General features: G+C 56.4%; 24 protein-coding genes. 8 read left to right on the top strand and 16 right to left on the bottom strand.

The window, feature by feature from the left end:
* Positions 1-61: 61 nt before the first annotated feature.
* Both AC22G1_RS18820 and AC22G1_RS18815 read left to right on the top strand, forming a co-directional pair.
* A complete protein-coding gene (locus AC22G1_RS18820) occupies positions 62-403 on the top strand; it encodes an FKBP-type peptidyl-prolyl cis-trans isomerase (RefSeq protein WP_487314710.1) in 342 nt (113 codons plus the stop codon).
* A 93-nt stretch (positions 404-496) separates the two neighbouring features.
* Complete coding sequence (locus AC22G1_RS18815; protein WP_487314709.1) at positions 497-943, top strand: hypothetical protein; 447 nt, start codon at positions 497-499, stop codon at positions 941-943.
* Here AC22G1_RS18815 and AC22G1_RS18810 read toward each other — a convergent pair.
* Complete coding sequence (locus AC22G1_RS18810; protein ID WP_123421963.1) at positions 940-1563, bottom strand: hypothetical protein; 624 nt, start codon at positions 1561-1563, stop codon at positions 940-942. The genes AC22G1_RS18815 and AC22G1_RS18810 overlap by 4 nt on opposite strands.
* A 200-nt stretch (positions 1564-1763) precedes the next feature.
* On the opposite strand from AC22G1_RS18810, the gene AC22G1_RS18805 reads away from it, so the two are divergent.
* Positions 1764-3614 carry a hypothetical protein gene (locus AC22G1_RS18805; protein ID WP_487314708.1) on the top strand — a complete coding sequence of 617 codons (1851 nt, stop codon included), beginning with the start codon at positions 1764-1766 and terminating at the stop codon, positions 3612-3614.
* Positions 3615-3638: 24 nt separating this feature from the next.
* Here the strand turns inward: AC22G1_RS18805 and AC22G1_RS18800 are convergent, their stop codons facing one another.
* From AC22G1_RS18800 to gcvA, 3 genes are all read right to left on the bottom strand, one after another.
* Entirely contained in the window at positions 3639-3986 is a 348-nt protein-coding gene (locus AC22G1_RS18800) for a hypothetical protein (RefSeq protein WP_487314707.1), read from the bottom strand.
* Between the two features lie 84 nt (positions 3987-4070).
* Positions 4071-6269: a bifunctional diguanylate cyclase/phosphodiesterase gene (locus AC22G1_RS18795; RefSeq protein WP_487314706.1), complete on the bottom strand. Its 2199-nt coding sequence runs from the start codon at positions 6267-6269 to the stop codon at positions 4071-4073.
* A gap of 144 nt (positions 6270-6413) precedes the next feature.
* Positions 6414-7319, bottom strand: a complete 906-nt coding sequence (gcvA, locus tag AC22G1_RS18790; protein WP_487314705.1) for a transcriptional regulator GcvA — start codon at positions 7317-7319, stop codon at positions 6414-6416.
* A 126-nt stretch (positions 7320-7445) separates the two neighbouring features.
* Here gcvA and AC22G1_RS18785 point away from each other — a divergent pair, with 126 nt between their 5' ends.
* Positions 7446-7622 (top strand): RSP_7527 family protein, encoded by a 177-nt coding sequence (locus tag AC22G1_RS18785; RefSeq protein ID WP_170164127.1) that lies wholly within the window; start codon positions 7446-7448, stop codon positions 7620-7622.
* A gap of 191 nt (positions 7623-7813) precedes the next feature.
* Positions 7814-8806 (top strand): 23S rRNA pseudouridine(2604) synthase RluF, encoded by a 993-nt coding sequence (gene rluF / locus AC22G1_RS18780; RefSeq protein WP_487314704.1) that lies wholly within the window; start codon positions 7814-7816, stop codon positions 8804-8806.
* A gap of 10 nt (positions 8807-8816) precedes the next feature.
* Here rluF and AC22G1_RS18775 read toward each other — a convergent pair whose 3' ends face one another.
* Positions 8817-9485 (bottom strand): 2'-5' RNA ligase family protein, encoded by a 669-nt coding sequence (locus AC22G1_RS18775; protein ID WP_487314703.1) that lies wholly within the window; start codon positions 9483-9485, stop codon positions 8817-8819.
* Positions 9486-9776: 291 nt separating this feature from the next.
* Between AC22G1_RS18775 and AC22G1_RS18770 the strand changes: the two genes are divergently transcribed.
* Both AC22G1_RS18770 and AC22G1_RS18765 read left to right on the top strand, forming a co-directional pair.
* On the top strand, positions 9777-10388 hold the full coding sequence (locus AC22G1_RS18770) for an AHH domain-containing protein (RefSeq protein ID WP_487314702.1): 612 nt from the start codon (positions 9777-9779) through the stop codon (positions 10386-10388).
* 7 nt (positions 10389-10395) lie between these two features.
* Positions 10396-10962, top strand: a complete 567-nt coding sequence (locus AC22G1_RS18765; protein ID WP_487314701.1) for an imm11 family protein — start codon at positions 10396-10398, stop codon at positions 10960-10962.
* A gap of 100 nt (positions 10963-11062) precedes the next feature.
* On the opposite strand, the gene AC22G1_RS18760 is transcribed toward AC22G1_RS18765, so the two are convergent.
* From AC22G1_RS18760 to hutC, 11 genes are all read right to left on the bottom strand, one after another.
* Positions 11063-11821 carry a DUF4261 domain-containing protein gene (locus AC22G1_RS18760; protein ID WP_487314700.1) on the bottom strand — a complete coding sequence of 253 codons (759 nt, stop codon included), beginning with the start codon at positions 11819-11821 and terminating at the stop codon, positions 11063-11065.
* 75 nt (positions 11822-11896) lie between these two features.
* Positions 11897-12208, bottom strand: coding sequence for a hypothetical protein (locus AC22G1_RS18755; RefSeq protein ID WP_487314699.1), 312 nt, complete (start codon positions 12206-12208; stop codon positions 11897-11899).
* A gap of 407 nt (positions 12209-12615) precedes the next feature.
* Positions 12616-12858: a hypothetical protein gene (locus tag AC22G1_RS18750; protein ID WP_487314698.1), complete on the bottom strand. Its 243-nt coding sequence runs from the start codon at positions 12856-12858 to the stop codon at positions 12616-12618.
* A gap of 160 nt (positions 12859-13018) precedes the next feature.
* Positions 13019-13915 (bottom strand): TIR domain-containing protein, encoded by an 897-nt coding sequence (locus AC22G1_RS18745; RefSeq protein ID WP_487314697.1) that lies wholly within the window; start codon positions 13913-13915, stop codon positions 13019-13021.
* 2 nt (positions 13916-13917) lie between these two features.
* Positions 13918-14202, bottom strand: coding sequence for a YuaX family protein (locus AC22G1_RS18740; protein ID WP_487314696.1), 285 nt, complete (start codon positions 14200-14202; stop codon positions 13918-13920).
* A gap of 97 nt (positions 14203-14299) precedes the next feature.
* On the bottom strand, positions 14300-14842 hold the full coding sequence (locus AC22G1_RS18735; RefSeq protein WP_487314695.1) for a hypothetical protein: 543 nt from the start codon (positions 14840-14842) through the stop codon (positions 14300-14302).
* A gap of 679 nt (positions 14843-15521) precedes the next feature.
* Entirely contained in the window at positions 15522-16715 is a 1194-nt protein-coding gene (locus AC22G1_RS18730; RefSeq protein ID WP_487314694.1) for a serine hydrolase domain-containing protein, read from the bottom strand.
* Positions 16716-16794: 79 nt separating this feature from the next.
* Positions 16795-16965: a hypothetical protein gene (locus AC22G1_RS18725; protein ID WP_487314693.1), complete on the bottom strand. Its 171-nt coding sequence runs from the start codon at positions 16963-16965 to the stop codon at positions 16795-16797.
* Between the two features lie 99 nt (positions 16966-17064).
* Complete coding sequence (gene hutH / locus AC22G1_RS18720) at positions 17065-18597, bottom strand: histidine ammonia-lyase (RefSeq protein WP_487316753.1); 1533 nt, start codon at positions 18595-18597, stop codon at positions 17065-17067.
* Positions 18597-20279, bottom strand: a complete 1683-nt coding sequence (gene hutU / locus AC22G1_RS18715) for a urocanate hydratase (protein ID WP_487314692.1) — start codon at positions 20277-20279, stop codon at positions 18597-18599. Before hutU ends, hutH begins: the two co-directional genes overlap by 1 nt.
* On the bottom strand, positions 20279-20986 hold the full coding sequence (gene hutC / locus AC22G1_RS18710; protein WP_487314691.1) for a histidine utilization transcriptional repressor HutC: 708 nt from the start codon (positions 20984-20986) through the stop codon (positions 20279-20281). Before hutC ends, hutU begins: the two co-directional genes overlap by 1 nt.
* Positions 20987-21106: 120 nt before the next feature.
* Between hutC and hutI the strand changes: the two genes are divergently transcribed.
* The gene (gene hutI, locus AC22G1_RS18705; protein WP_487316752.1) at positions 21107-22282 is read left to right on the top strand and encodes an imidazolonepropionase; all 1176 of its coding nucleotides are present in this window, start codon (positions 21107-21109) and stop codon (positions 22280-22282) included.
* Positions 22283-22284: the final 2 nt, after the last annotated feature.

The following is a 22284-nucleotide window of genomic DNA, read 5'->3' as shown; positions in this document are numbered from 1 at the left end:
AAAAGGTTGCGAGCTGCCTACTCTTTCATAAAATCGAGCCTTTCCCAATAAGGGCAGCATTATGAGCAGCGAACTGAAGATTGAAGACATCCTGGTGGGCGAGGGTAAAGCGGCGGTCAAAGGCGCCCTTATCACCACCCAATACCGGGGCACCTTGGAAGACGGCACCGAGTTTGACTCCAGCTATGCCAAGGGCCGACCTTTTCAGTGCGTGATTGGCACCGGCAGGGTTATTAAAGGCTGGGACATCGGTCTGATGGGCATGAAGGTGGGGGGCAAGCGCCGCTTGTGGGTACCGGCAGAGCTGGCCTACGGCGAGCGGCAAGTCGGCCCCTATATCAAGCCCGGCTCCAACCTGTTGTTTGAAATCGAGCTCTTGGAAGTGCTGACCCGCGACGACTGAGCTTGTCGCGGCCTTAAACGGCGGCAATATTTCCCCTGGCAGGACAGCCAGGTTGCCCAATACTAAAACCTCGGTCTGTACCGAGGATGGGTGATGAACACACTGCCGCTTTTGGCCCTGCTGCCTTTTCTGGCCGCCGCCAACCCCCTGCAAGGCGACTGGCGCTGCCAGGCCGAGCGCATGGGGGGCAGCAGCGGCACCCAGGTGCTGCTATTGCAACGCATCGACCCCCAAGGCCGCTACACCCTGGACTGGACCCAACGCTGGTTCACCCAAGGCCTGCAAAACGACCCTTACCTTATTGTTGGCCAGCGCTCCCGTGGCCTGTTGCAGCGCCATGGCCCGGCCTTTGGCTACCTGCAAACCCAGGTTACCGAAAAGGTACAGACCGACACCTACCAGCTCTGGCCTGACACCCCCAGCCGCCGCTTTGCCGACAACCAGCCCGGCCCCCGCTTTCGGCTCATCCCCCAGGCCGATGCGCCGCTGGCCTTTTTAGAACCAGCAAGCGGCCTGCACTTTGCTTGCCAGCGTCTTTAATGCTCCTGGCGTCGCCGGCGCAGCGCATGCCAGGGCCGCATCTTGGGCGGCCAGTCTTCCACGTCCTTGCTAAAGGCGATGGGCGAAAGCTCATGGAGATGGGTGCGCCGGTAGCGCAGCTCATACATGAACACGATAAGGGCGCTGGACAGCAAAAACAGCGAGTAGAAAAAGGGCAGGCATTTGAGGTGGCGAAGGGTCATCAGCCAGTAGCCTCCCGGCGGCACCCAATAAAGGGGCAGGGCGCCCATCACCGAGATCAAAAACGACCACAGCAATAGCCACAGAAAAATCTTCACCAGCGAGCCCGCTTCTTCCAAGGGCTTGTCCTTACTGACAAAAACCCAGAACACCGCGATGGCCAGGCTCATGCTGGCCACGGTGGTGGCGTTGGCTTCCACATAGGGGTAGAGGGCCAGTTCGGTCTGGTAGTCTATTTCTGGCGTGTAATAGCCCAGCACCACGTTGGCCACAAACACAAACTGGGCACCCCAAAAGGGAATGCGCAGGTACTTGAGCTTGGCCAGCAGCGGGTAACCCACCAGGGCGTGCCAAAGCCCATACCAGCCCAGCAGCCCCAGGCTGTAAACAGTGATGGCAATTTCGGCTGGCGGCCCCATGGTGGCTCCTTTTTGGCGGTATTTTGTACCAGCTAACGGCAAGGGCCTGCTCTTTGGCAGGGGAAGGGCTTCCCGGCGCGCCAAAAGGGCAGAAAAAGCCGCCAAAGCGGCTGAAAACACTGAAGACTTTGCAAAGTCCGGTGGTAAGCTTTCACTCAATTTTTACAAGTGTATTTGCCTACAGACAGGGAGAGGAACGGATGTCGTTTGAACATGGCTCGGTGGATTTAGGGATCCCCAACCCGTTCAAAGTGGAAGGGGCGCTGCGCACCCTTCGCGGTGTGGTGGTTAGCCTGTTGGGGGCCGGTGCCCTGATGCAGGTGGCAGGTTTGGTCAAGAACGACCCTGTCAGCGGCTGGATGATGGCCATTGTCGGCTTTATCCTGCTCGGCGGCGGCCTTAAAGCCACCGGCGCTGGTATCTTCCAGATGATGCGCTTTTACGTGGGGCGCGGCGTGCCGACCTCGCTGGCTGCCAACGTCAGCGAATCAGAGCGCTCCACCAGCCACCTGGAACAACCCTTTGTGGCTTACGACTCCGGCCTGCTCGAACAAATGCTGATGGGCCGCAAGAACCTCACCTTTATCGAGCCCCGTGGTTGGATAGCGCGCCTGGTGCACAGCATCTTCCCGCGCCTGACCTTCCTCCCCTATGCCCTTCGCAACACGGCGTTGATGCTCTCTACCGCCGTGACCAAAACCCTGGTGGCGCTGCTGTGCTTTGTGCTGGCCTGGTTTACCTCGGCCACCGGCCTTGGCGGCCAGGGCGCCAGCGCCATGATGCCAGTGCTAAGCGCGGTGCTGCTCATCTACCTGTTGGTGGTGTGGTTTAAAGCTGGCGCAGCGGTTACCCGCCGCCTGGGCTCAAGGGTTGATGCCGCCGGTACCGGCAGCCTGGCCAAGGTGCTGGCGCTGGCCATTTTGGCGCCGGTGCTGCTGGGGTATCTCTACAGCTACGCCACCACTCACGGCGTGTCTCGCGGCTTGGCGGGCTTTTTAAACAGCATCGATGTCATTGCCGCGGCCATCATGCCGGGGCTGTGGCTGCTGGTGACCAGCGTGCTGCTGGTGGCGGCCACCGCGCTGCTGGTTACCCTGCTTAGCGTTCGCGCTGGCCGCGCCAACCCGGTTACCGAGGTGTCGGAGTACCGGGGCAACTGGCAAGAGTCGGTGCACCCCAACGAGATTTTCATCAACATCGATTCCATGGTGATGGCCAACCGCCGTTATCTGGAGATCCCCAACCGGGTCTACCGCGACCTGGAGCCGGAGCTTAACGAGCAATCCGAAGGCAAGGGCGCTTTTAAAGGCAAGATGATCCAGGAAACCCAGCCGGCCTATAAGCCGATGCCGGTGTCTGGTTTGCAAAAGAAACTGCGCCTGGTTGGTACCGCTGTGGGCCAACTGGCGTATGGGGTCTCGGCGCTGCTGTTTTACTTCACCTTTACCGGTGCGGCCGAGGTGCTGGGCCAGCTCAAGGCCCACCGCATTCATGACATGGTGGCGCTGCTGGGCGCTATCGGTGGAGTGCTGCCTTACTTAACCGCATCTATCATCGCGCTGGTGGTAGCGCGGCTGCTGGTGAATCATTGCCACCTGTTCTGGGGCGAGATGCAGTTTGAGTCGACCCTGGTGTACTTCAAGTGCGAAGGCACCTTTACCGAGTCGCGCATCTCTACCGGCGCCGGTATTTACGACTCCACCCGCTCCGAGAACACCCTGGTGCGCTCGTCCATGACCCCTTGGGTGATCGTCTCAAGGCTGGTCAGCTCCACCTTCGCCGGTGTGGGGGGCCGTAACTTGGAGTTCCCCCGCCATGTGCTGGAAATGCACAAGGACGAGGGCACCTTACAGGCCCTGCTCAAAGACCTTAAAGGCTTCCTGGGCGACCGCGAAGTGATTGCCAGCCTCAAGAGCGACAAAGACCTGGCGGCGGCCTCCAATATCTTCAACATCAACGAGCAAACCCGCAGCGCCCTGCCGGGCAAGCCGGACTCGCCGGATGTGGCAGGCCACTTGACCAACAACGCCGACGCCACCGAGCAACACTAAAAAAGGCCCCGAAAGGGGCCTTTTTTATGCGCTGGCGGCTTGGTCGCGGGCGGTCATGCGCATCCAGAACAGCTCCTGGCATTTGTTGGCAAAGGCCTTGCTGCGCGGCTGCACCTCAAGGCCCTCAGGCAGGCTCAGCACCTTGTAGCCAATCCAGCATTCCTGGCAGCTTTGGCTGGGGTCTGGCTCGCTTTGCTCCAGTTCAAACTCGCGCTGCACCACCACACCGTTGGCAAAGGTGTAAACGCCGGTTTGGGCGGTTACCTCGATGCCCGCTTCCTCAAATCTGTGATCGGTAAGCTCGCGCTTTGCTATTTGCTGCGCACTGGGAGCGGCATTGATGGCGGCAATGTAGGCGTGAAGGTGGGTCATAAGGCGTGCCCCGGCAAAAGAGGCCCTATGCTAGCAGCCTTTGCCGGTGCCCTTTGATGGAAAATGCCGATAGCGCCAATGCCCTTAGTGGCGGCTGACAAAAGCGGCGCCCTGGCCTGTCATCCAGCTTTCGAGATCGGCCGCCGCCATGGGCCGGGCAAAGTGGTAGCCCTGGATGAGGTCGCAGCCAAGGCCGGTGACAATGTCGCACTGGGCCTGGTTCTCCACCCCTTCGGCCACCACTTTGAGATGAAAGTTACCGGCCAACTGGATAACCGCCGCAGTGAGGTTTTTGTCGTTGGGGTCGGTGTCGATATCGCGGATAAAGCTGCGGTCCATCTTCAGCTCGGTAACCGGGAAGCGCTTTAAATAACTCAGGCTGGAATAACCGGTGCCGAAGTCGTCGATAGACAGGCCAATGCCCAGTTGGCGAAGGGCGGTCATGGTGGCAAGGATATCTTCGTTGGACTCGATAAGCAGGCTCTCGGTGATCTCAAGAGTCAGGCTGCAACCGTCCAGCCGGTGAGCGGCCAGGGACTTTTTAATGCGCTCCAAGAGCCCTGGCTGGCGAAAATCCACCGCCGACAGGTTCACCGCCACCAGCGGAATGGCAAAGCCCTGGTTGCGCCAAAGGGCCAGCTGCGCCAAGGCCTGCTCCATCACCAGTTGGTCCAACTGGCCAATCAGGCCACTCTCTTCGGCCAGGGGAATAAAGACATCCGGCGGAATAAAACCCAACTCTGGGTCCTGGCAGCGGGCCAGCACTTCCAGCCCTGCCAGGCGCTTGCCGCCGAAGTCGATTTGCGGCTGGTAATGCACCTTGAGGCTTTGGCCATTTAAGGCGCGGCGCAGGGCCTCAAGATGGTGATGGCGGCGAATGGCGGCCTGGTTCATGGTGGAGCGGTAAAACGACAACCCGCCCAGCCCTTGCTGCTTGGCTTGCAACAAGGCGCTTTCGCTACTGCGCAGCAGGTTATCGACGGTGCTGGCATCTTCTGGGGCCAGGCTGATGCCGATACCGGCACAGATCACCAGCTCGCGCTCATCAATGGCCACCGGTTGGTGGATGCAATGTTGCAGCTGCTCGGCAAGGGCGCGGGCTTGGTGCTGGTCACAATCGGGAACCAGCAGCATAAACTCGTCGCCGCCCAGCCGGGCCAGGGTGCTGCGTGGTGGCAGGCATTGCTGCATCCTGGCGGCCAGGGCTTGCAGCAACTGGTCGCCTATTTGCTGGCCCAGGGATTCGTTCACCGCCTTGAAGTTGTCGAGATCGATATGAATAGCGGCCAGGTGAGAATGGCTGCGCTGGCAGGCGCCAAGCTCCTGGTCGATACGGTCGCGCAGCAAGGTGCGATTGGGCAGGCCTGTGAGGGGGTCAAAGAAGATAAGGTTCTCAAGCTGGCGCTGCACCCGGTTGTGTTCAATGGCCAGGGCGCTGACATTCAGGCAGCTTTCCACCATCTGCCGGTGAAAGGCGCTGGGGCCGCGTTTGTCGCGAAAATAAAGGGAAAAGGTGCCCACCACCTTGCCGTTTTTCAGGCTGACCGGGCAGGCCCAGCACGCCACCAAGCCCAGGGGCAGGGCAAGGTGGCGGTAGTTGTCCCACAGCGGGTCTGAGGCGATGTCTTGCACCTCGACGGTGGTTTTGCGCCAGGCAGCCGTGCCGGAGGAGCCAGAGCCAGGCCCGATGGGCAGGTCAATAAAATGGTCGTAGTAGCTGCTATTGAGGCTGGGGGCGGCGCAGGGTTGCAGTAGGCCGTTTTCGTCTACCAGCATCACGCTGCAAATCGCTTCTGGGGCTAGCGCCTCTACCCGGCGGCAGAGAATGTCCATGGTGCGATGCAGGGGGTTGCCCTCGGCCACCGAGCGCAAAATCTCGTTTTGCAGCTGCTGAATCTGGTACTGGGCTATGGGGTTGTCCAGCTCCTTTAGGCTCAGTGACAAAAACTGGCCATGCCATTGGTCGATGCGGCGCAGGGCCAGGGCGAAGTGGCGGCCATCGTGCTTTTGCTCCTGGCTGCAAAGGGTGCCGCAGTGCTGGGCCTGGGCCACCAGCTTTTGCCAGCGCTGGGCCGTGAGACTGTCGAGCAGGGTGTTGATGTTGTCGTGATTCAGCGGCGCCTTGTGGCCCAACAACCGCAAAAAAGCGCTGTTGGCACAATGGAGCTGGCCATTTGGGCTGATACAAGCCGTTGCCTGGGGCACGGCCTCAAGCAGCGCGGTTAGCAAAACGGGATCGGGGGGAGCGACTAACAACCTTGCCTCGCCATTGTTCATCGACATTGTCTCCGCAGGTGAGTCTGGCAGCATGACTATTGAGGATTGTTGCAGCAATGGCTCACGTTAAGGCAACGCTGAATAAAGTAAAAGCAGGGTTAGCGAAGTTGTCTTTTATCCGGCGGTGGTGGCCGAGATCCTACCTGTGTGTCAGTTTTGCTCGGCGCTGTCGGGGTCTTGCATCTCGGCCATCAGCCATTCTTTAAAGGCCTTCATGCCGGCGGTCAGGGGCCGGTTCTTGCGGTACACCAGATAAAACGCCTTGTGGGTATCCAGTTGAATATCAAAGGGCACTACCAGCCGGCCTGAGGCAATTTCCCGCGAGGTCAGGGTGCTGTCGGCCAGGGCTACCCCCAGGCTTTCCTGGGCGGCAGCGGTGGCCAGCTGGCCGCTGGAGATCTGCATGCTGCCCTTGGGTTTGAGATGCCCCACCCCGGCCTGGTGCAGCCAGTTTTCCCACTCGTATTTACGTTTACTGACGTAGATAAGGGTCTGGTGGCGCAGGTCTTCTGGTTTTTCCAGCGGCATGCGCCCGGCCAGTAAACGGGGGCTGCACACCGGCACCAGCATCACCTTACGTAAGAAATGCACTTCGATGTCGTCCCACTCGCCGTTACCGAAGTACACCGCCATGTCGGTGCTGGCGCGGTTGAAGTCAATCAAACCCATAGAGGCGTTGATTTGCAGCTCCACGTCCGGGTACAGCTCCTGAAACCGGCCCATGCGTGGCATCAGCCAGCGGGTCAGGAAATTGGGCGCCACGCTTATTTGCACCACGTTGGCCTCTTGGTTGGCGGTGAGCCGTTGGGTGGCCACTTCTATCTCGTCCAGGGCGTGTTTGATGCCGGTCAGGTACTGCTCGCCGGCCGGGGTGAGTTCCACTTTACGTTTACTCCGGCTGAACAGCGAGACTCCTAAATATTCCTCAAGGGTTTTTATCTGGTGGCTGACCGCAGAGGCAGTGACGTGAAGTTCCTCAGAAGCCGCAACAAAGCTGGCATTTCTGGCAGATGCCTCGAAGGCACGCAGGGCATTGAGGGGAGGGAGGCGGCGCATCACAGCTCACTAATGATGAAATTTTCTCAGCATTATGGTTAGAAACGCTCGCTTTTTCAACAAGGGCGCCGGCAGTAGTATTTGCAGCGTGGAAACACCACTACCCCCGACCCGAGGAGCACCACCATGGCACAGCAACACGATCTGAAACTCGACCCCTACGGCAACATCGACGTCGACTACTACGTCCAGCAAGCCAAAGCCCAACGCCGCGTCTACATGGCTGAGCTTAACGCCGCTGTTAAAGCCAAATTCAAGACCCTGTTCCGCGCCAAGCACCGCAAAGTGGCCACCAGCCACTAATCCGCTCTGCTCCTCGTGTGAGATTGGCCGGCCTGCCCGGCCAGTCTGCACGCCTGGGCCATACTGAGCCCGCCCTCTGCTTTACCGCGTTTTTGTGTTCGTCTTCCTCTATAATTGCCCCCACCTTTTTTGGTCGTGCCCCGTTGTGAACCTTGTGGGTCTACACCACCAACGATGAAGATGACTGCCCCATGCTAACTTCAGCCACCGTTCGCCTGAATAAATACATCAGTGAAAGCGGCATATGCTCGCGAAGAGATGCCGACCGTTACATTGAGCAAGGCAATGTCTTTATCAATGGCAAGCGCGCCTCAGTGGGCGACCAGGTGGCACCGGGGGATACGGTTAAGGTTAATGGCCGGCTTATCGAGCCCCGCGAAGCCGACGACTTTGTGCTGATTGCCCTGAACAAGCCGGTAGGAGTGGTTAGCACCACCGACAGCGCCGAGCGCAACAACATCGTTGATTACGTTAGCCACGGCACCCGCATCTTCCCCATCGGCCGCCTCGACAAAGACTCTCAAGGCCTTATTTTCCTCACCAGTAATGGCGACTTGGTCAACAAGGTGCTGCGGGCCGGCAATAACCACGAAAAAGAGTATCTGGTTACCGTCAACAAACCCATTACCCAGGGCTTTATCGACGGCATGGCGGGCGGTGTGCCTATCCTCGGCACCATGACCAAAAAATGTAAGGTCAGCCAGGAGTCCAATAACGTTTTTCGCATCACCCTGGTGCAAGGCCTCAACCGGCAAATACGGCGCATGGCCGAGCATTTTGGCTATGAGGTGATAAAGCTTGAGCGCACCCGCATCATGCATATCACCCTCAAGGGGCTCGGTATTGGCGAGTGGCGCGACTTTACTGAAAAAGAAATCAAAGAGCTGGCCGAAGCCATTGCCGGGTCTTCTTCTGAATCCACAAAAGGCGGTTCGAGTAAGCGCAGCCCCAAAAAAAGCGGCAGCGGCCAGAATCGTGCGGCCTCAGCTAAAAGCAAAGCGGGTAGTGGCCGCAATAAAGCCCAGGTGCTGGGCGGTGGCGGCAAAGCCCCGGCCAAACCGGCCCGCGACGGCGCCGGTAAAGGGCCAGCCAAAGCGGGGCCTGGCCGCAAAAAAGGCCCGGCGCCAAAAGGCGGGCGCCCGGCCATTAGCCTGGGTGGTAAAAGTAAAAAAGGGGGCCGCTAGGCCCCCTTTTTTACTGTTTGAAAAAATACTCGCCCAGTATCTCTTTTTGTTGCCCCCACTGGTCTGTTACCCCAATACCAATGCCCACTATCTGCCCCTTAGCCTGTGGTGGCTTGGCGGCCAAGGCTTTGGCCACTTCGGCTAGGGCTGGGCTGGTCTCTGAGGCCAGCAGGGTCAGGTGCGGCTCAAAGTTTTGAAAGACGTTGGGGCTGCCGTAGCGCTCAAAGGCGGCCAGCTTGGTGGGGTAAGCCTTCACCCAGCCCGGCAGCGGCGGGTTGGTCGCGCGCAGCGGCGACAGCGCCATGGTCACTTCATCGGCCAGCCGCTGTAGGGCAGGGCTTGGGGTCACGTCTAAAAAGGCCCAGTTGCCCTTGGTAACGCTAAAGCCCTTGGCCTCAACTGCAAACCCTTCCTTGCCTGCCACCAGCTTTGCAATTGCTGCCTTGATGGCCGCCTTGCTGCCCTCTGGGAAGCGGGTCAGGTACAAGGTCACATGCACCGGCTTACCCTGGGCATAAAAGCTTTCCAGGCCCTGGGCCTTGAGGGTATCGCTGGTGGCTTTTACCTCATCGATGATGGGTTTGGACGGAATGGCGAACACATCGATGCCAATGTCCTCGGCAAAAGCCTGAAAGCCAATACAAAGGGCAGCCACTGCCAGCAGGGATCGTTTCAACATAAGGTGTTGATACCGTTAAGGGAATGTAGGGCCATTATGGCCAAGGGAAAGGGGAGGGGAAAGAGGCTTGGCTGGTGGGCCTTATTTTAAAGTGCGCAAGAGCGGCTGCGTGGGCGCGATGCTGCAAGTGGACAGCAATGATTAAGGGTTATTGAGGGGAGTTTGATAAAGCAGTGAGGTCTTGAACCTGCTTTAACAGGCCAACACGCACCATTTAGAAATGGCTTATTTGACCGACACTCTTTTCAGAAGATAATCTCTGCCAAAGCTTTGTTTACAACAGGATGTTGTATGAAAACTATCAAGGAAGAGTACGTTTCAGTTCAGGAACTTGAGAGCGATATTTTCAGCGCGACAGGTAACCGTGCTTTAGCTGCCCAACAAGCTCAACTGTTTGCCATTCACTACCGTGGCGAGGTTATCGATGCCGTTCGCTACAAACGTGGGCAGATCCCCAAAGATGATCTGGTGTACAGTCGTCACGTACGTTGGGAGCATTACCGGCGACATAGCAAAAAATTGGCTGAGAACATGCTTGCAGCAGGCAGAGGGCCACGGCCTAAAAATGTTGAAGCACACCATATCGTGCCTTGGAATGAGACCCGGTCAGCGGCGGCCCAACGCTCGAGACTGCGGTTAGCTGCCTGGGGGATCGATATTGACCACGAAGCAAACGGTGTTTGGTTGCCCTCTTCATCAAAATACTTACCCCATCCCTCCTTTCCTGATGCCGCTTCGCATAGAACTACCCACACCACCGTTTACTATTTAAACGTTGAGTATCTGCTTTCAGAAACCATAGCGGAGGGGCTTGGCAAAAAAGGCATTATCGACACACTGCGTGAGATAGGCGAAGATCTGCAAAGTAATGATTTCCCTATTCGTGAGCTGATAGAGGCATAAGTTACAGATGGCCGTATTTAGCATTGCATTTGACATCGAACGCTTCCCCGTTTTGCAGGAAAAAGCGCTCGAATTGTCCATGCAAACAACAACAGGGGAACTAGCCGATTTGGATGGCAAGCCTGTTTTGGATAGCTGGCAGCCCGTCGATTTGGAATGGCTTGTTGATGGCCAAGATGCCACGCAGGGTCTACCTGATATCACCCTTTGGCGAGCGGGGCTATATGCCTGCAATCAAAAGGCGAAAGCCGAACTTAGCGATATGCTAGGCAGTGATGCAGAGTTTTTACCGTTACGGGTAGGTGATGCACCTTGGTTCGCCATCCATATCCTGACGACTGTCGATGCCATAGATAAGCAACATACTGAGCTTAACTATCGCGCCAACGGCCAGCCCAGCCGTACACGACGATTTAAAAAATTGGTGTTAAAAGAAGAAGCCCTTGCAAATATCGCTATTTGTCATATTACCGGTGCAGGTATGGCAACCTTTTGCAGTGAATCGTTTAAGCGAAAAGTAGAAGAGAGTGGTATTAAAGGATTGGTGTTTAAGCAACACGAAACACTAAGTTGATTAGCTTCAGGCCACTTTCTTTATAGGCAATTAGAGGGGCAATTTCCCCTCTAAATTCATCGGCGGGTTGTGCTTACCAAAACTTCAGTTTTGACTTCTTTTACGCATTCCCGTACTTAAGATGCATCACTGTCTTTTCATGGCCAAAGTCGGACTCGCCGTAAATAACGCTTATCGACTCATCTTCGTCGTGGCCAACAGTATCGCCATCATTGATAACCAGGCCATTAGAGATAAGGTAGCCCGCCAAGCCTGTCAGCCGTTCTCTTAAACCGGCTATGGACTCAGGCGTCTCAACCGCCACTATGTCCATTAACCCCAGTGCTTCGAGGCCAGAGGTAAAGCCTGAAGAGAGGTTGGCTCCGCCATCGCCAACCCGAAAATCAACCCAGATAGGTACTGGTGGCCCATAAGGAAGCACTTCTTCTGAGAACTTGATAAACATCTCTTTGGGAACCACCATCGACGCGTTACTCCATAAAACGCCTAGCGCTTCATCACAGACAGCCAATAGCGCTGCCGTGACTTTGGTGAGTAAAATCGCGGTGTTAACCTCTGAAAGGTTGTCGTCAACGACGGTAACAATCAAATGATGGTCATGGGATGCAAGGTCGTTCGTCGCCGTTGGCCAAAGGATGCTGGTTGCACAGGGCCCTTCCAAGTCGCTCCAGGGAAAGGGAGCCTGTGTGGTGCCAACAGCCACGAATGAATTGCCAACACTAAAAGAAAAGACATTGTCTTTGATGTCATCATCCAATGTGATGTCTTGCTTCCACACCGAACTGAAATAGGCTTTCAGATTCGCTAAAGAGATTACCGGCATTCCTTTGCATAGAGGCATTGCTATTTGTAAAGCCAAAACGTCATCCTTATCAATTGTTGGCTTAAGCCGAAAGCGATACTGGCACTGGCTCTGTAAACCAGAGCTGATAGATTATGAATTCACTTTTTCGGCAAGGACGGCTATCCACACCTCGGTGTCAGCCACTATAAATTCATAATGCAATGCATTTGAAAGCGTTACTCGAACAGCCTCAGTGGTAATAGGTATTATGCCGCCACCTTTGCCTAAACACTTAACGACGGATGTGATTTCACTACGCTTGAACCTGTACGGGCCCAATCCAAAGCTTTCATTAAATGGCACAAAAAGAACTTCCGACTCAGTCAAGGACAGCTTTCCGTCCGCTTTAGCCGCACCGTCTTGCAATGTTGCAGGCGAAGATTTAATAACGTTATCTGGCATAATATGTTCCTTTTAAATTTCTGCTTGGTAAAGCTACCAAGGTCAATTTCGTGACTGACACTGCTAATAAATGATCAAACCTGTTTTCCAAGGTGACTCAGAGGATGGATGTCTCATTTTTTCAATCCCACTCGCCTCTAACTTGCGTTTTTAACGGAAAAACACATTCCTGCGTGAAGTCAGCATCATCAACAGCGTATTGATGTGGCAAAGAGGAGACACGTCGAACTTATTGTTTATTGCTACTAAGAAGATGGATGTCCTTTAATCCTTCTACGTATTCTTCTCTAGTTCCAATCTTCATACAATGGTGCGTCTTGTGCAGCTAACGCCCGCAGCAGGTGCACAGCGTTGGGCGTCCCGCGGAGGCCCGAAGGGCCGGAGCAAACTGCCTGCGTTTGTTAACATTATTGACCGAAGAGCAATGCCACTGCTTGAACAAACGCTCCAAGCCCAATTAAAAATAAAAACTGGGGAAACCTCTTTTGCCTTTTATACATGGCAATTCGCTTATCCTTGTCTGGCTGACCTGACAAAGACACTGAACCATCTGAATTGTATTGAGGCGCAGGTGTACCTAGTGCGGCCGAGATACTGCCGAAAGTAATTAATAGCAATCCAATCAAATTTAGCACTTCAGATAATTCCATTGCCGTTCCCTTATTTTGTGATGTTAACGCCGCATTCAGCGGCCTGTCCGTTGTAATGCCTTATTAAAGCATTCTCTATTATATTCTTGATGTACTCGAAAAACTAAAAGCTCATCTTCAATATTCACTACAATCACCATTCGATCGCGGCTATCGCACATTAAGCGCGCATAACTTTGTTCCAATCTATACTATGCCCAGCCGCTTCAAGTTCGCGCGCGAGTGCCTGTTTCCAGCCACCATTACTGTCCATTGTCTCCCAAACGACACCCGCAAAATCACTAGGAATTTCCAACGTACCGCGCTTGATAGCGCATACTTTGTCTCGGCCCAAGCGGCCGATGAAATAGCCCAGCTCCAGCAATACATTTTGCCTGGCCCGTGGCTCGGGTGTTCCTCCCTTTACACAACCCTCATCATCCGGTGTGAGAAGAACTACCGCAAACCCAACATCGCTGTTTGCAACAACCTTTTCGATAACAGTTCTTCCTTGATTGGCCTGTTCATGAAGAATGACAGCTTCTAAACCAATGCGTTCCAGAAAGCGAGCTACTGTTTCTCGCGCACCATCGTCATGACCGTGAACGATAAATATCTTGTGTGAGAATGGCGACTTCAACACAGTTTCAGTACTCCCCTTCGATTGAACATAGTTCTTGTAATCACGGACAAAAGGAATGATGAGCTGCCCAGTAAGCGCATGGATACCAGCGATGATTTTCCGACCAGAATAGAAAAAATGATGGCCGAAATTGCTAGCGTAACTTGGGTCGTTGGCCAGCTTTTCGATAAGAAGCAATGTTAAACCCATCGTTTTTTTGGGGTCATCAGGCCATGCAAGCTGGGCACTGCCAACCATGCCGACCCCAGTTTTTTCGCTTTCTGCAATGAAAGCATCTAGGTCAACTTCTTTCGTCAGTTCCTCGTTATAAGGTTCAAGGTCGGTATGCCGCAATAATTGGGCAAGCTTTTTCAATGGACGTTCGTACGTCTGCAACTGCGAATTCTGTAAGTCAAGAACAGCGTTGTTAATTTCTCCGAAAATATCTTGGGCCATCATTAATCCTCGTCAGACTGTAATCGGGCCTCAGCAGCTTTTTGGAGAATGTTTTCTCTATAGCTCTCTTTCATTTTCTCGGCTAGCGACTCGACAATGGAGTTATCGGTGTACGGTTCAATACGGTTATCAATCATTCGGTTAACTGACTGGATGGCAGCTTCAATACTGGCAGGTTCGTGAGGATCAAAGTTCACGACACCCAACTCGCCATCCAGTTCGGTCAATGCTTTCTCTGCTTGTTTTAACTCTTTTTGAAGCTTGTCAAGCCCGGTAATTTTAAGCATGGTTCCCTCCTGTTTATGTCAGTGTTTCTTTTCGCTTTAACGCCAAGCTACGCGGCGCAGCTTTGCTGCGTTCTTGCTTGAGCGCCTTGTTACGTGTTTATACTCGACCATACAGTACATCGTTACGGTGTTCCCAGAACTTATACAAATCGAAGCGAGTTTGTATTACTAGTTCGATGATTTTCTGAAGGGAATCTTCCGTAAACTGCACATACTCTTGATGCATCCCATTCTTGGACATTTTAAGCTTCAAGAACGTATAGCCTTCGTCATCGGTATCTTCCCAGTTAGCATGAACCACCATATTCCTTAGGCGGCCACTTTCATTCAGGTTGGTTATAATCTGCTCATAGCCCTCAAGCTTTCTTGCTATGCCAACTTGAAAATCATCACAGAACCTTTTAAACAGGTCTACTTTGGAGGAGTAATTAAGCTTGTTTAGTACTATCAGGCCGGGAGAATCAGTTCTGTCGGAGAAATTTTCACATAGAACGGAATCTAAAGTGCTCTCCAACGAATTGAAGTACAGAACTATTAAGCCTATTGAAGGCAACGCATTATCAATAAACTCTTCTGCCTTATCTTCATCTTCGATCTCATGATAAAGATGCTGGGTGAATTCCTTGAGTTTCTTTTTCATCTGACGATGCTAATTCCTTGTGACACGTAACAGTTTTTTTAGCGAGCGCGCTCGCTTTCACTCATCTGAACAGCTGCTATTTATAACGCTAACATACTGATATTCATATTGATTATCTATTCATACATATCCTTCGGCTCGGTGAAGCCGAGCGGTCTCATTTTTATGCGAGATATGCGTTCGTTGTCATCACATTGGATAAGTTAAATCTTATTATTTTTTAGCAACTTATTACTGTACGAATACGACACCAAAGCCAAGTCATCAACAGCGCTTTATTGACCGTCAAGTGCAGCCCCTCGCGTGAAGGAATGAGAGCTGACAGAGGCATGGATGCCGAAAGAGCGGAAGACGCGTCTGGAACGCCTGTGCAGCGGTCAGCGGTAAATGACTAGTAGCGAGGACAACGCGGAACGGGGGCAGTGCTTTTGGTTGAGGCCCGCTGGCGCACACACCGGTATTTAAAGGAACAAGAGCAAAGCCAAGCGTCTTCACAATCCGCAACCTGCTATCGGCAAATTGACTAAGCCCACACCCACGCTACCGCCCTCAGGACTCGCACCTGCGTTGCCAAGGCAGCGCCAAACACTCCTTGTCAGCTTATGAACAAGCTACCGGCTAAGCCGCTGGTAATAAAGCAAAAAAGCAGCGCCGGGCGCTGCTTTTTTATCGGGGGTATTTAGTCCAGCAAATGGCTGCCGTCGGCGTAGCGTTCCCAGGCAACCGGTGTGTAGCTGTCGGCGATGCTCAGGCGCAACAGGGCGTCGAAGACTTTTTCGGCATTCTCGCTGTTGCTAAGCAGCATCACCCCCAGCTTTTGTTTAGGGAACACAATCAAATAGTGCACGCAGCCGTCGCCCCGGCCTTCTTTGAAGGCGCCCCAGCCGAAGGGGGTTTTAATGAGCCCCCAACCCAGGCCATAGCTAAGGGCGATATCGTCGTAGGCGTCTGTGACTTCATCAATACCCGGGCCGAACTGGGTGGGGGCGCGGATGCGAATTTGCGGGCTGAACATGGCGTGGTAGGAGGCAGGGGTGAGCCCTGCGCCTTGCAGCACGGCACTGGCAAAGCGGGTGAGCTCGTTGGGGGTGGTTTCCAGGCTGCTGGCGCTGCGCGGGGCGTTGTCTTTGTCTTTGGGGTAGGGGCGGCCCTCGCCGTTGTAACCGGTGGCGTAATGGCCCTCAAAGCGCGGTTGCCACTGGTAGCTGGAAGTAGCCATGCCAAAGGGGGTGAATATGTATTCTTGGGCCAGCTCTTCCAGGGTTTTACCGGTTTTTTCTTCCAGCACCGTTTGCAGCAGGGTCATGCCCTCGCCGGAGTAGCGGTAATGGCTGCCGGGCTTGGAGTGAAAATGCAGCTTGTGGTCTGGCTCGAACCAGCGCCAGTTACCCAGGCCCGTGGTGTGGCTCAGGCACATGCGGGCGGTGATGAGCTTGGCCTCGGGCTGGCCCTTAAGGCTGGATAAATCCCGGTGCCAGGCGCGTTTGTCCCCTTTGATGCGCCACAGCGGTTGGTCGAGGTACTGATAAAGCGGGGTGTCGAGATCTATCACGCCCTTATCTACCAGCTTCATCACCAGGGTGGCGAACACCGCCTTGCTGATAGAGGCGCCATAGATCTCGGTGTCCAGGGTTAAAGGGGTTTTGGTTTGGACATTGGCATAGCCAAAGGCTTGGCTGTAAACCGGCTTGGCATCGTTAAAAACGGTGACGCTAAGGCCCGTTACCTGGCCGATAGCCATCAGCTTGTTAACGCCGTCGGTGAGCTGCTGGCTATTGATGGTGCTGCCGTCGAGGCGCTTGATGGGGGCGGCTTGTACCTGGCTAAGCAGGCAAAAGGCGATGATGGGTAACACGCGGCTTAAGATGGTCATGGCTCCCTCCTGTGCCCCAACCATAGAAGCGGGAGGGAGGTTTTACCAACGGGCCTGACGGTCGGTTGGTAACAAGATATTAAGCCTTGGCGACGGGGCTTTTCTTTAAAAGCCCCATCCAAAACAGCGCTTCAAAGCCTGCTCCCATCAGCAGCAGTAGCGTGCCACCGGCCGGGTAGCTGGCGCTGTAGCAGCTAAGGGCGGCGATAAGGCACAGCACTGGTAGCACAAAGCGCTTGATAAACGGCATCACAAAATCCCTAAGTGGCGGTGAGTTCAAGCTAACCCGTTATTTTTATTGTGTAAATAAAAAGGCCCCGCAGGGCCTTTTTGACTTACCGGGCTTTCTTTAAAGCGACGGCAGCAGCCCTTTGGGGGCGAAGGCGTTAAGGGCGCCCAGCAGCAGGATGCCGTTGGCCGCTTCCATATCGGCGGCCATGTAGCGGTCTTGGTCATAAAAACTGACCTGGCTGCGGAGAATGGCCTTAGCGTCTTCCACTATGGGCGCGGCTTTCAGCGGCGCCCTAAAATCCAGGCCCTGGCAGGCGGCCAGGTATTCCACCGCCAGCACACCACGGGTGTTGGCGGCCATGTCTTTGAGGCGGCGGCCAGCAAAGGTGGCCATGGATACGTGGTCTTCCTGGTTGGCGCTGGTGGGCAGGGAATCGACGCTGGCCGGGTGGGCCAGGGATTTGTTCTCGGAGGCCAGCGCCGCGGCGGTGACCTGGGCAATCATAAAGCCCGAGTTCACGCCGCCGTTGTTCACCAAAAAGGCTGGCAGGCCGGAGAGGTTTTTGTCGATAAGGAGCGCCATGCGCCGCTCGGAAAGGGCGCCAATTTCGCTGATGGCCAGGGCCAGGTTGTCGGCGGCCATGGCCACCGGTTCGGCGTGGAAGTTGCCGCCGGAGATAATGTCGTCGTCCTCGGCGAACACCAGCGGATTGTCGGTGACGCCGTTGGCTTCACACAAAAGCACCTCGGCGGCTTGGCGAATTTGGGTAAGACAGGCGCCCATCACCTGGGGCTGGCAGCGCAGGCTGTAAGGGTCTTGCACCTTGTCGCAGTTGGCGTGGGAGGCGCCTACGCCGGAGCTTTCCCCGAGGATATGGCGATAGAGCGCGGCGCTGTCGATTTGCCCTTTTTGGCCACGCACGGCGTGGATGCGGGCATCGAAGGGCCGGCGTGAACCCAGGGCCGCTTCAACGCTGGTGGCGCCAATCACGCTACCGGCTACAAACAAATCCTCGGCAGCAAAGAGCCCTTGCAGGGCAAAGGCGGTGCTGGCTTGGGTGCCGTTCAGAAGTGCCAGGCCCTCTTTGGCGGCCAGGGTAATGGCCTTGATACCGGCGATTTCCAGGCCCTGGGCGGCGGTGATTTTCTGGCCTTTGTGCAGCACATGGCCTTCGCCAATCAGCGGGCACACCATGTGCGAAAGCGGCGCCAAGTCGCCCGAGGCCCCTACCGAGCCTTTTTGCGGAATGCAGGGGTAGACTTCGGCGTTAATCAGCGCCATCAGGCCTTCTAAAACCACTCGGCGAATGCCGGAATAGCCACGGGACAGGGCGTTGAGTTTGAGCACCATCAACAGGCGCACCGTGTCTTCGCTCATCAGCTCGCCGATACCGGCGGCGTGAGACAGCACAATGCGCCGTTGCAGCTCTTCAAGGTCTACCCGGTCGATGCGGGTGTTGGCCAAGAGGCCAAAACCGGTGTTGATGCCGTACACGGTGCGGTCTTCTTCAATCACCTTTTGCACCATGGCGCTGCTGGCGTCGATGGCGGCCCAGGCAGAATCAACAAGGCTGACTTTCACCCCATGGCTGGCGACTTGGCGCAGCTCGCCAAGGGTGAGCTCGCCGGGTTTGAGTACCAATTCAAACATCATTTGTTCTCCAGCATGGGCAGGTCCAGGCCCTGTTCGCGGGCGCAGTCTTGGGCAGTGTCGTAACCGGCATCGGCATGGCGCATTACCCCGGTGCCCGGGTCGTTCCACAGCACCCGGCCCAGGCGTTTTTCGGCAGCGTCGCTGCCGTCAGCCACTATCACAACGCCGGCGTGCTGGCTAAAGCCCATGCCAACGCCGCCGCCGTGGTGCAAGGACACCCAAGTGGCGCCGCCCGCGGTGTTAAGAAGGGCGTTCAAAAGCGGCCAGTCGGAGACGGCGTCGGAGCCGTCTTTCATGGCTTCGGTTTCGCGGTTGGGGCTGGCTACAGAGCCGCTGTCGAGGTGGTCACGGCCGATAACGATGGGGGCTTTGAGCTCGCCGTTTTTCACCATGTCGTTAAAGGCTTTGGCCAGACGCGCCCGGTCTTTAAGACCCACCCAGCAAATGCGCGCCGGCAGGCCCTGGAAGGCGATGCGCTCACGGGCCATGTCCAGCCAGTTATGCAGGTGTGGGTCGTTGGGGATGAGTTCTTTGACCTTGGCGTCGGTCTTGTAAATGTCTTCCGGGTCGCCGCTGAGGGCTACCCAGCGGAACGGGCCTATGCCTTCGCAGAACAGCGGGCGAATGTAGGCCGGTACAAAGCCGGGGAAGTCAAAAGCGTTTTTTACGCCCATATCAAAGGCCATCTGGCGGATGTTGTTGCCGTAATCCAGGGTTGCCGCGCCAGCTTTTTGCAGGGCCAGCATGGCTTCAACCTGCACTGCCATGGAGGCCTTGGCGGCTTTCACCACGGCTGCTTCGTCTTTGGCGCGCATGGCTTTGGCCTCTGCCAAAGTCCAGCCTTGGGGCAGGTAGCCGTTCAAAGGATCGTGGGCTGAGGTTTGGTCGGTGACCACATCGGGGGTGATGCCACGTTTAACGAGTTCGGCAAACACATCGGCGGCGTTACCCAACAGCCCCACCGACACGGCGCGGCCCATGGCGTTGGCGTCTTCGATAATGCCCAGGGCTTCGTCGAGGGTGGCGGCTTTTTTGTCCACGTAGCGGGTGCGCAGGCGAAAATCGATGCGGCTCTCGTCGCATTCCACTGCCAACATGCTAAAGCCGGCCATGGTGGCTGCCAGGGGCTGGGCGCCGCCCATGCCGCCAAGGCCACCGGTGAGGATCCAGCGCCCTTCGGCCTTGCCGCCAAAATGCTGCTTGGCCACTGCCACAAAGGTCTCGTAAGTGCCCTGCACTATACCCTGGGAGCCGATATAGACCCAGGAGCCGGCGGTCATCTGGCCGTACATCATCAGGCCCTTTTTATCGAGCTCGTTAAAGTGCTCCCAGTTGGCCCAGTGGGGCACCAGGTTGGAGTTGGCGATGAGCACCCGGGGCGCGTCGCTATGGGTTTTAAATACCCCCACCGGCTTGCCCGATTGCACCAGCAAGGTTTCGTCGTCTTCCAGGCGCTGCAATACCTCGACGATTTTGTCGAAGCACTCCCAGTTGCGGGCGGCGCGGCCAATGCCGCCGTATACCACCAGCGCCTGGGGGTGCTCGGCCACGGCGGGGTCGAGGTTGTTCATCAACATGCGCATGGCGGCCTCACTCAGCCAGCTTTTGCAGCTCAGGGTGCTGCCGTGGGGCGCGCGAATAACGCGGCTTTCGTCCAGGCGGGTGCCGGTGTGGTTCATCAGAAATCCCCCAATGTCATTGGTAATTGTCCCCCCAGCCTGTAGTGGCTGGGGTGGTAAAGGCGGGCTAGGCTGACAGCGCCCTGGCGTGAGGCGGTAAGCCGGGTGAGTTTAAGAAGCGGGCTGTGTTCGGCTACGTCCAGCAGCCCGGCTTGGGCTAAGTCTGCCGCCACCGCTTCCACCCAATGGTGGGCGGCGGCAATGGGCGCCACGGCGCTCAGGTAGTCGTGGGGCGTGTGGGCGGCGAAGTCTTGGGCTAGGTAGTCTGGCGCCAGGGCCAGGTTGACGAAGCGCTCTTCAAGCTGCACCGGGGCGCTGTTCTCAAAATGCAGGATGCGCGAAAAGCCCACCTCGGCGCCGGTGGCAATGCCCAGCAACTTGGCCAGATCGGCCGGGCAATTCAGCACCTTGAGGCTTAGCACCCGGGCCTGGTGCTGGTGGCCGCGCTCGGCTATCTCGATGGCAATACTGCGAATAGACAGCAACGCGCTCTGGGCCTTGAGTTCGGCCACAAAGGTGCCCTGGCCCTGGCGGCGCTCCAGCACGCCGCTGTCTACCAGCTCGGTCAGGGCCCGGCGGGCGGTCATTCGCGACACGCCAAAGCGCTCGGCCAGTTGGTTCTCAGACGGCACCGCATCGCCGGGGCACAGCGCGCCGGTGTCGATGCTGTCCAGCAGCCATTGTCTTATGGGTACAAACTTGCTCATGCTCAAAAAGGCTTGTTGACGCTCGCGTCAATGTGGCACAGTCAGGTTGTATATACAAGTTGTGGAGGCAAGATGTCGGCAGACTGGGATTGGCTGGTGGTAAACGTGAATATCGCCACCATGGACGAGGCAGAGGAGATACGCGACGCCGCCCTGGCCGTGCAAGGCGAGCGCATTGTCTGGCTGGGCAAAAAGGCCGAGCTGCCCGCCCTTGACCCGCTGCTGCCGGTGATTGACGGCGCCGGTGGCTGGCTGCTGCCGGGCTTTATCGACTGCCACACCCACCTGGTTTACGGCGGCAGCCGGGCCCGCGAATTTGCCCTGCGCCTGGAAGGGGCCAGCTATCAAGAAATAGCGCAGGCAGGCGGCGGCATTATGAGTACGGTGCGCGCCACCCGAGACGCGAGCGAAGAAAGCCTCTACCACAGTGCCAGGGCGCGGCTGCGCGCCCTGCTGGACGAAGGGGTGACCACGGTTGAAATTAAATCCGGCTACGGCCTTAACCTTGAGACCGAGCAAAAATGCCTGCGCATCGCCCGGCTGCTGGGCGAGCAGATGCCCCAGCGCATCCAAACCACCTTTTTAGGGGCCCACGCCCTGCCGGCAGAATTTAAAGACGACCCGGACGGTTACATCGACTTGGTGTGCGAGCAAATGCTGCCCGCCATTGCCGAAGAAGGGCTGGCCGACGCCGTAGACGCCTTTTGCGAAGGGGTGGGGTTCTCAAAAGCGCAAACCCGCCAGGTGTTCGAGGCCGCCAAGGCCCACGGCTTGCCGGTAAAACTGCACGCCGAGCAGCTCTCTAACCTCGGCGGCTCGGCGCTGGCGGCGGGCTTTAAGGCGCTGTCTGTTGACCACCTCGAATACCTGGACGAAGCCGGGGTCAAGGCCATCAAAGACAGCGGCACCGTGGCCGTGCTGCTGCCCGGCGCCTTTTACTTTTTACGGGAAACCCAACTGCCGCCCATCGATTTATTGCGCCAATACCAGGTGCCTATGGCCATCGCCACCGACATCAACCCCGGCACCTCGCCCCTTAGCTCTATGCTGCTGATGCTCAATATGGGCTGCACCCTGTTTCGCCTCACTCCAAGCGAGGCCCTCAAAGGTGCCACTTTAAACGGCGCCAAAGCTCTGGGGCTGGAAACCGATACCGGCAGCATCAAGGTGGGGAAACTCGCCGATCTCGCCCTTTGGGATATCAGCGAACCGGCCGAGCTTTGCTACCAGTTCGGCGTGCGGCCCCTGCGCCAGGTATGGATTGGCGGCCGTGAAGTGAGTGGCATTCGGCGTTAATA

It is taken from the genome of Gallaecimonas zhanjiangensis, assembly GCF_057624825.1.
The sequence above is the reverse complement of the archived record's forward strand: the minus strand, read 5'-3'. Positions and strand labels throughout refer to the sequence as shown.

Excerpts from the sequence above, each read along its gene's own strand:
- hutI (WP_487316752.1), top strand. The coding sequence starts at position 21,107 with ATGGACGAGGCAGAGGAGATACGCGACGCCGCCCTGGCCGTGCAAGGC.
- AC22G1_RS18730 (WP_487314694.1), bottom strand. The coding sequence starts at position 16,715 with ATGACCATCTTAAGCCGCGTGTTACCCATCATCGCCTTTTGCCTGCTT.
- AC22G1_RS18800 (WP_487314707.1), bottom strand. The coding sequence starts at position 3,986 with ATGACCCACCTTCACGCCTACATTGCCGCCATCAATGCCGCTCCCAGT.
- AC22G1_RS18750 (WP_487314698.1), bottom strand. The coding sequence starts at position 12,858 with ATGGAATTATCTGAAGTGCTAAATTTGATTGGATTGCTATTAATTACT.
- AC22G1_RS18735 (WP_487314695.1), bottom strand. The coding sequence starts at position 14,842 with ATGAAAAAGAAACTCAAGGAATTCACCCAGCATCTTTATCATGAGATC.
- hutC (WP_487314691.1), bottom strand. The coding sequence starts at position 20,986 with ATGAGCAAGTTTGTACCCATAAGACAATGGCTGCTGGACAGCATCGAC.
- AC22G1_RS18810 (WP_123421963.1), bottom strand. The coding sequence starts at position 1,563 with ATGGGGCCGCCAGCCGAAATTGCCATCACTGTTTACAGCCTGGGGCTG.
- hutH (WP_487316753.1), bottom strand. The coding sequence starts at position 18,597 with ATGTTTGAATTGGTACTCAAACCCGGCGAGCTCACCCTTGGCGAGCTG.
- AC22G1_RS18795 (WP_487314706.1), bottom strand. The coding sequence starts at position 6,269 with ATGTCGATGAACAATGGCGAGGCAAGGTTGTTAGTCGCTCCCCCCGAT.
- AC22G1_RS18770 (WP_487314702.1), top strand. The coding sequence starts at position 9,777 with ATGAAAACTATCAAGGAAGAGTACGTTTCAGTTCAGGAACTTGAGAGC.
- gcvA (WP_487314705.1), bottom strand. The coding sequence starts at position 7,319 with ATGCGCCGCCTCCCTCCCCTCAATGCCCTGCGTGCCTTCGAGGCATCT.
- AC22G1_RS18725 (WP_487314693.1), bottom strand. The coding sequence starts at position 16,965 with ATGCCGTTTATCAAGCGCTTTGTGCTACCAGTGCTGTGCCTTATCGCC.
- AC22G1_RS18765 (WP_487314701.1), top strand. The coding sequence starts at position 10,396 with ATGGCCGTATTTAGCATTGCATTTGACATCGAACGCTTCCCCGTTTTG.
- hutU (WP_487314692.1), bottom strand. The coding sequence starts at position 20,279 with ATGAACCACACCGGCACCCGCCTGGACGAAAGCCGCGTTATTCGCGCG.
- AC22G1_RS18820 (WP_487314710.1), top strand. The coding sequence starts at position 62 with ATGAGCAGCGAACTGAAGATTGAAGACATCCTGGTGGGCGAGGGTAAA.
- rluF (WP_487314704.1), top strand. The coding sequence starts at position 7,814 with ATGCTAACTTCAGCCACCGTTCGCCTGAATAAATACATCAGTGAAAGC.
- AC22G1_RS18785 (WP_170164127.1), top strand. The coding sequence starts at position 7,446 with ATGGCACAGCAACACGATCTGAAACTCGACCCCTACGGCAACATCGAC.
- AC22G1_RS18740 (WP_487314696.1), bottom strand. The coding sequence starts at position 14,202 with ATGCTTAAAATTACCGGGCTTGACAAGCTTCAAAAAGAGTTAAAACAA.
- AC22G1_RS18755 (WP_487314699.1), bottom strand. The coding sequence starts at position 12,208 with ATGCCAGATAACGTTATTAAATCTTCGCCTGCAACATTGCAAGACGGT.
- AC22G1_RS18805 (WP_487314708.1), top strand. The coding sequence starts at position 1,764 with ATGTCGTTTGAACATGGCTCGGTGGATTTAGGGATCCCCAACCCGTTC.
- AC22G1_RS18815 (WP_487314709.1), top strand. The coding sequence starts at position 497 with ATGAACACACTGCCGCTTTTGGCCCTGCTGCCTTTTCTGGCCGCCGCC.
- AC22G1_RS18745 (WP_487314697.1), bottom strand. The coding sequence starts at position 13,915 with ATGGCCCAAGATATTTTCGGAGAAATTAACAACGCTGTTCTTGACTTA.
- AC22G1_RS18775 (WP_487314703.1), bottom strand. The coding sequence starts at position 9,485 with ATGTTGAAACGATCCCTGCTGGCAGTGGCTGCCCTTTGTATTGGCTTT.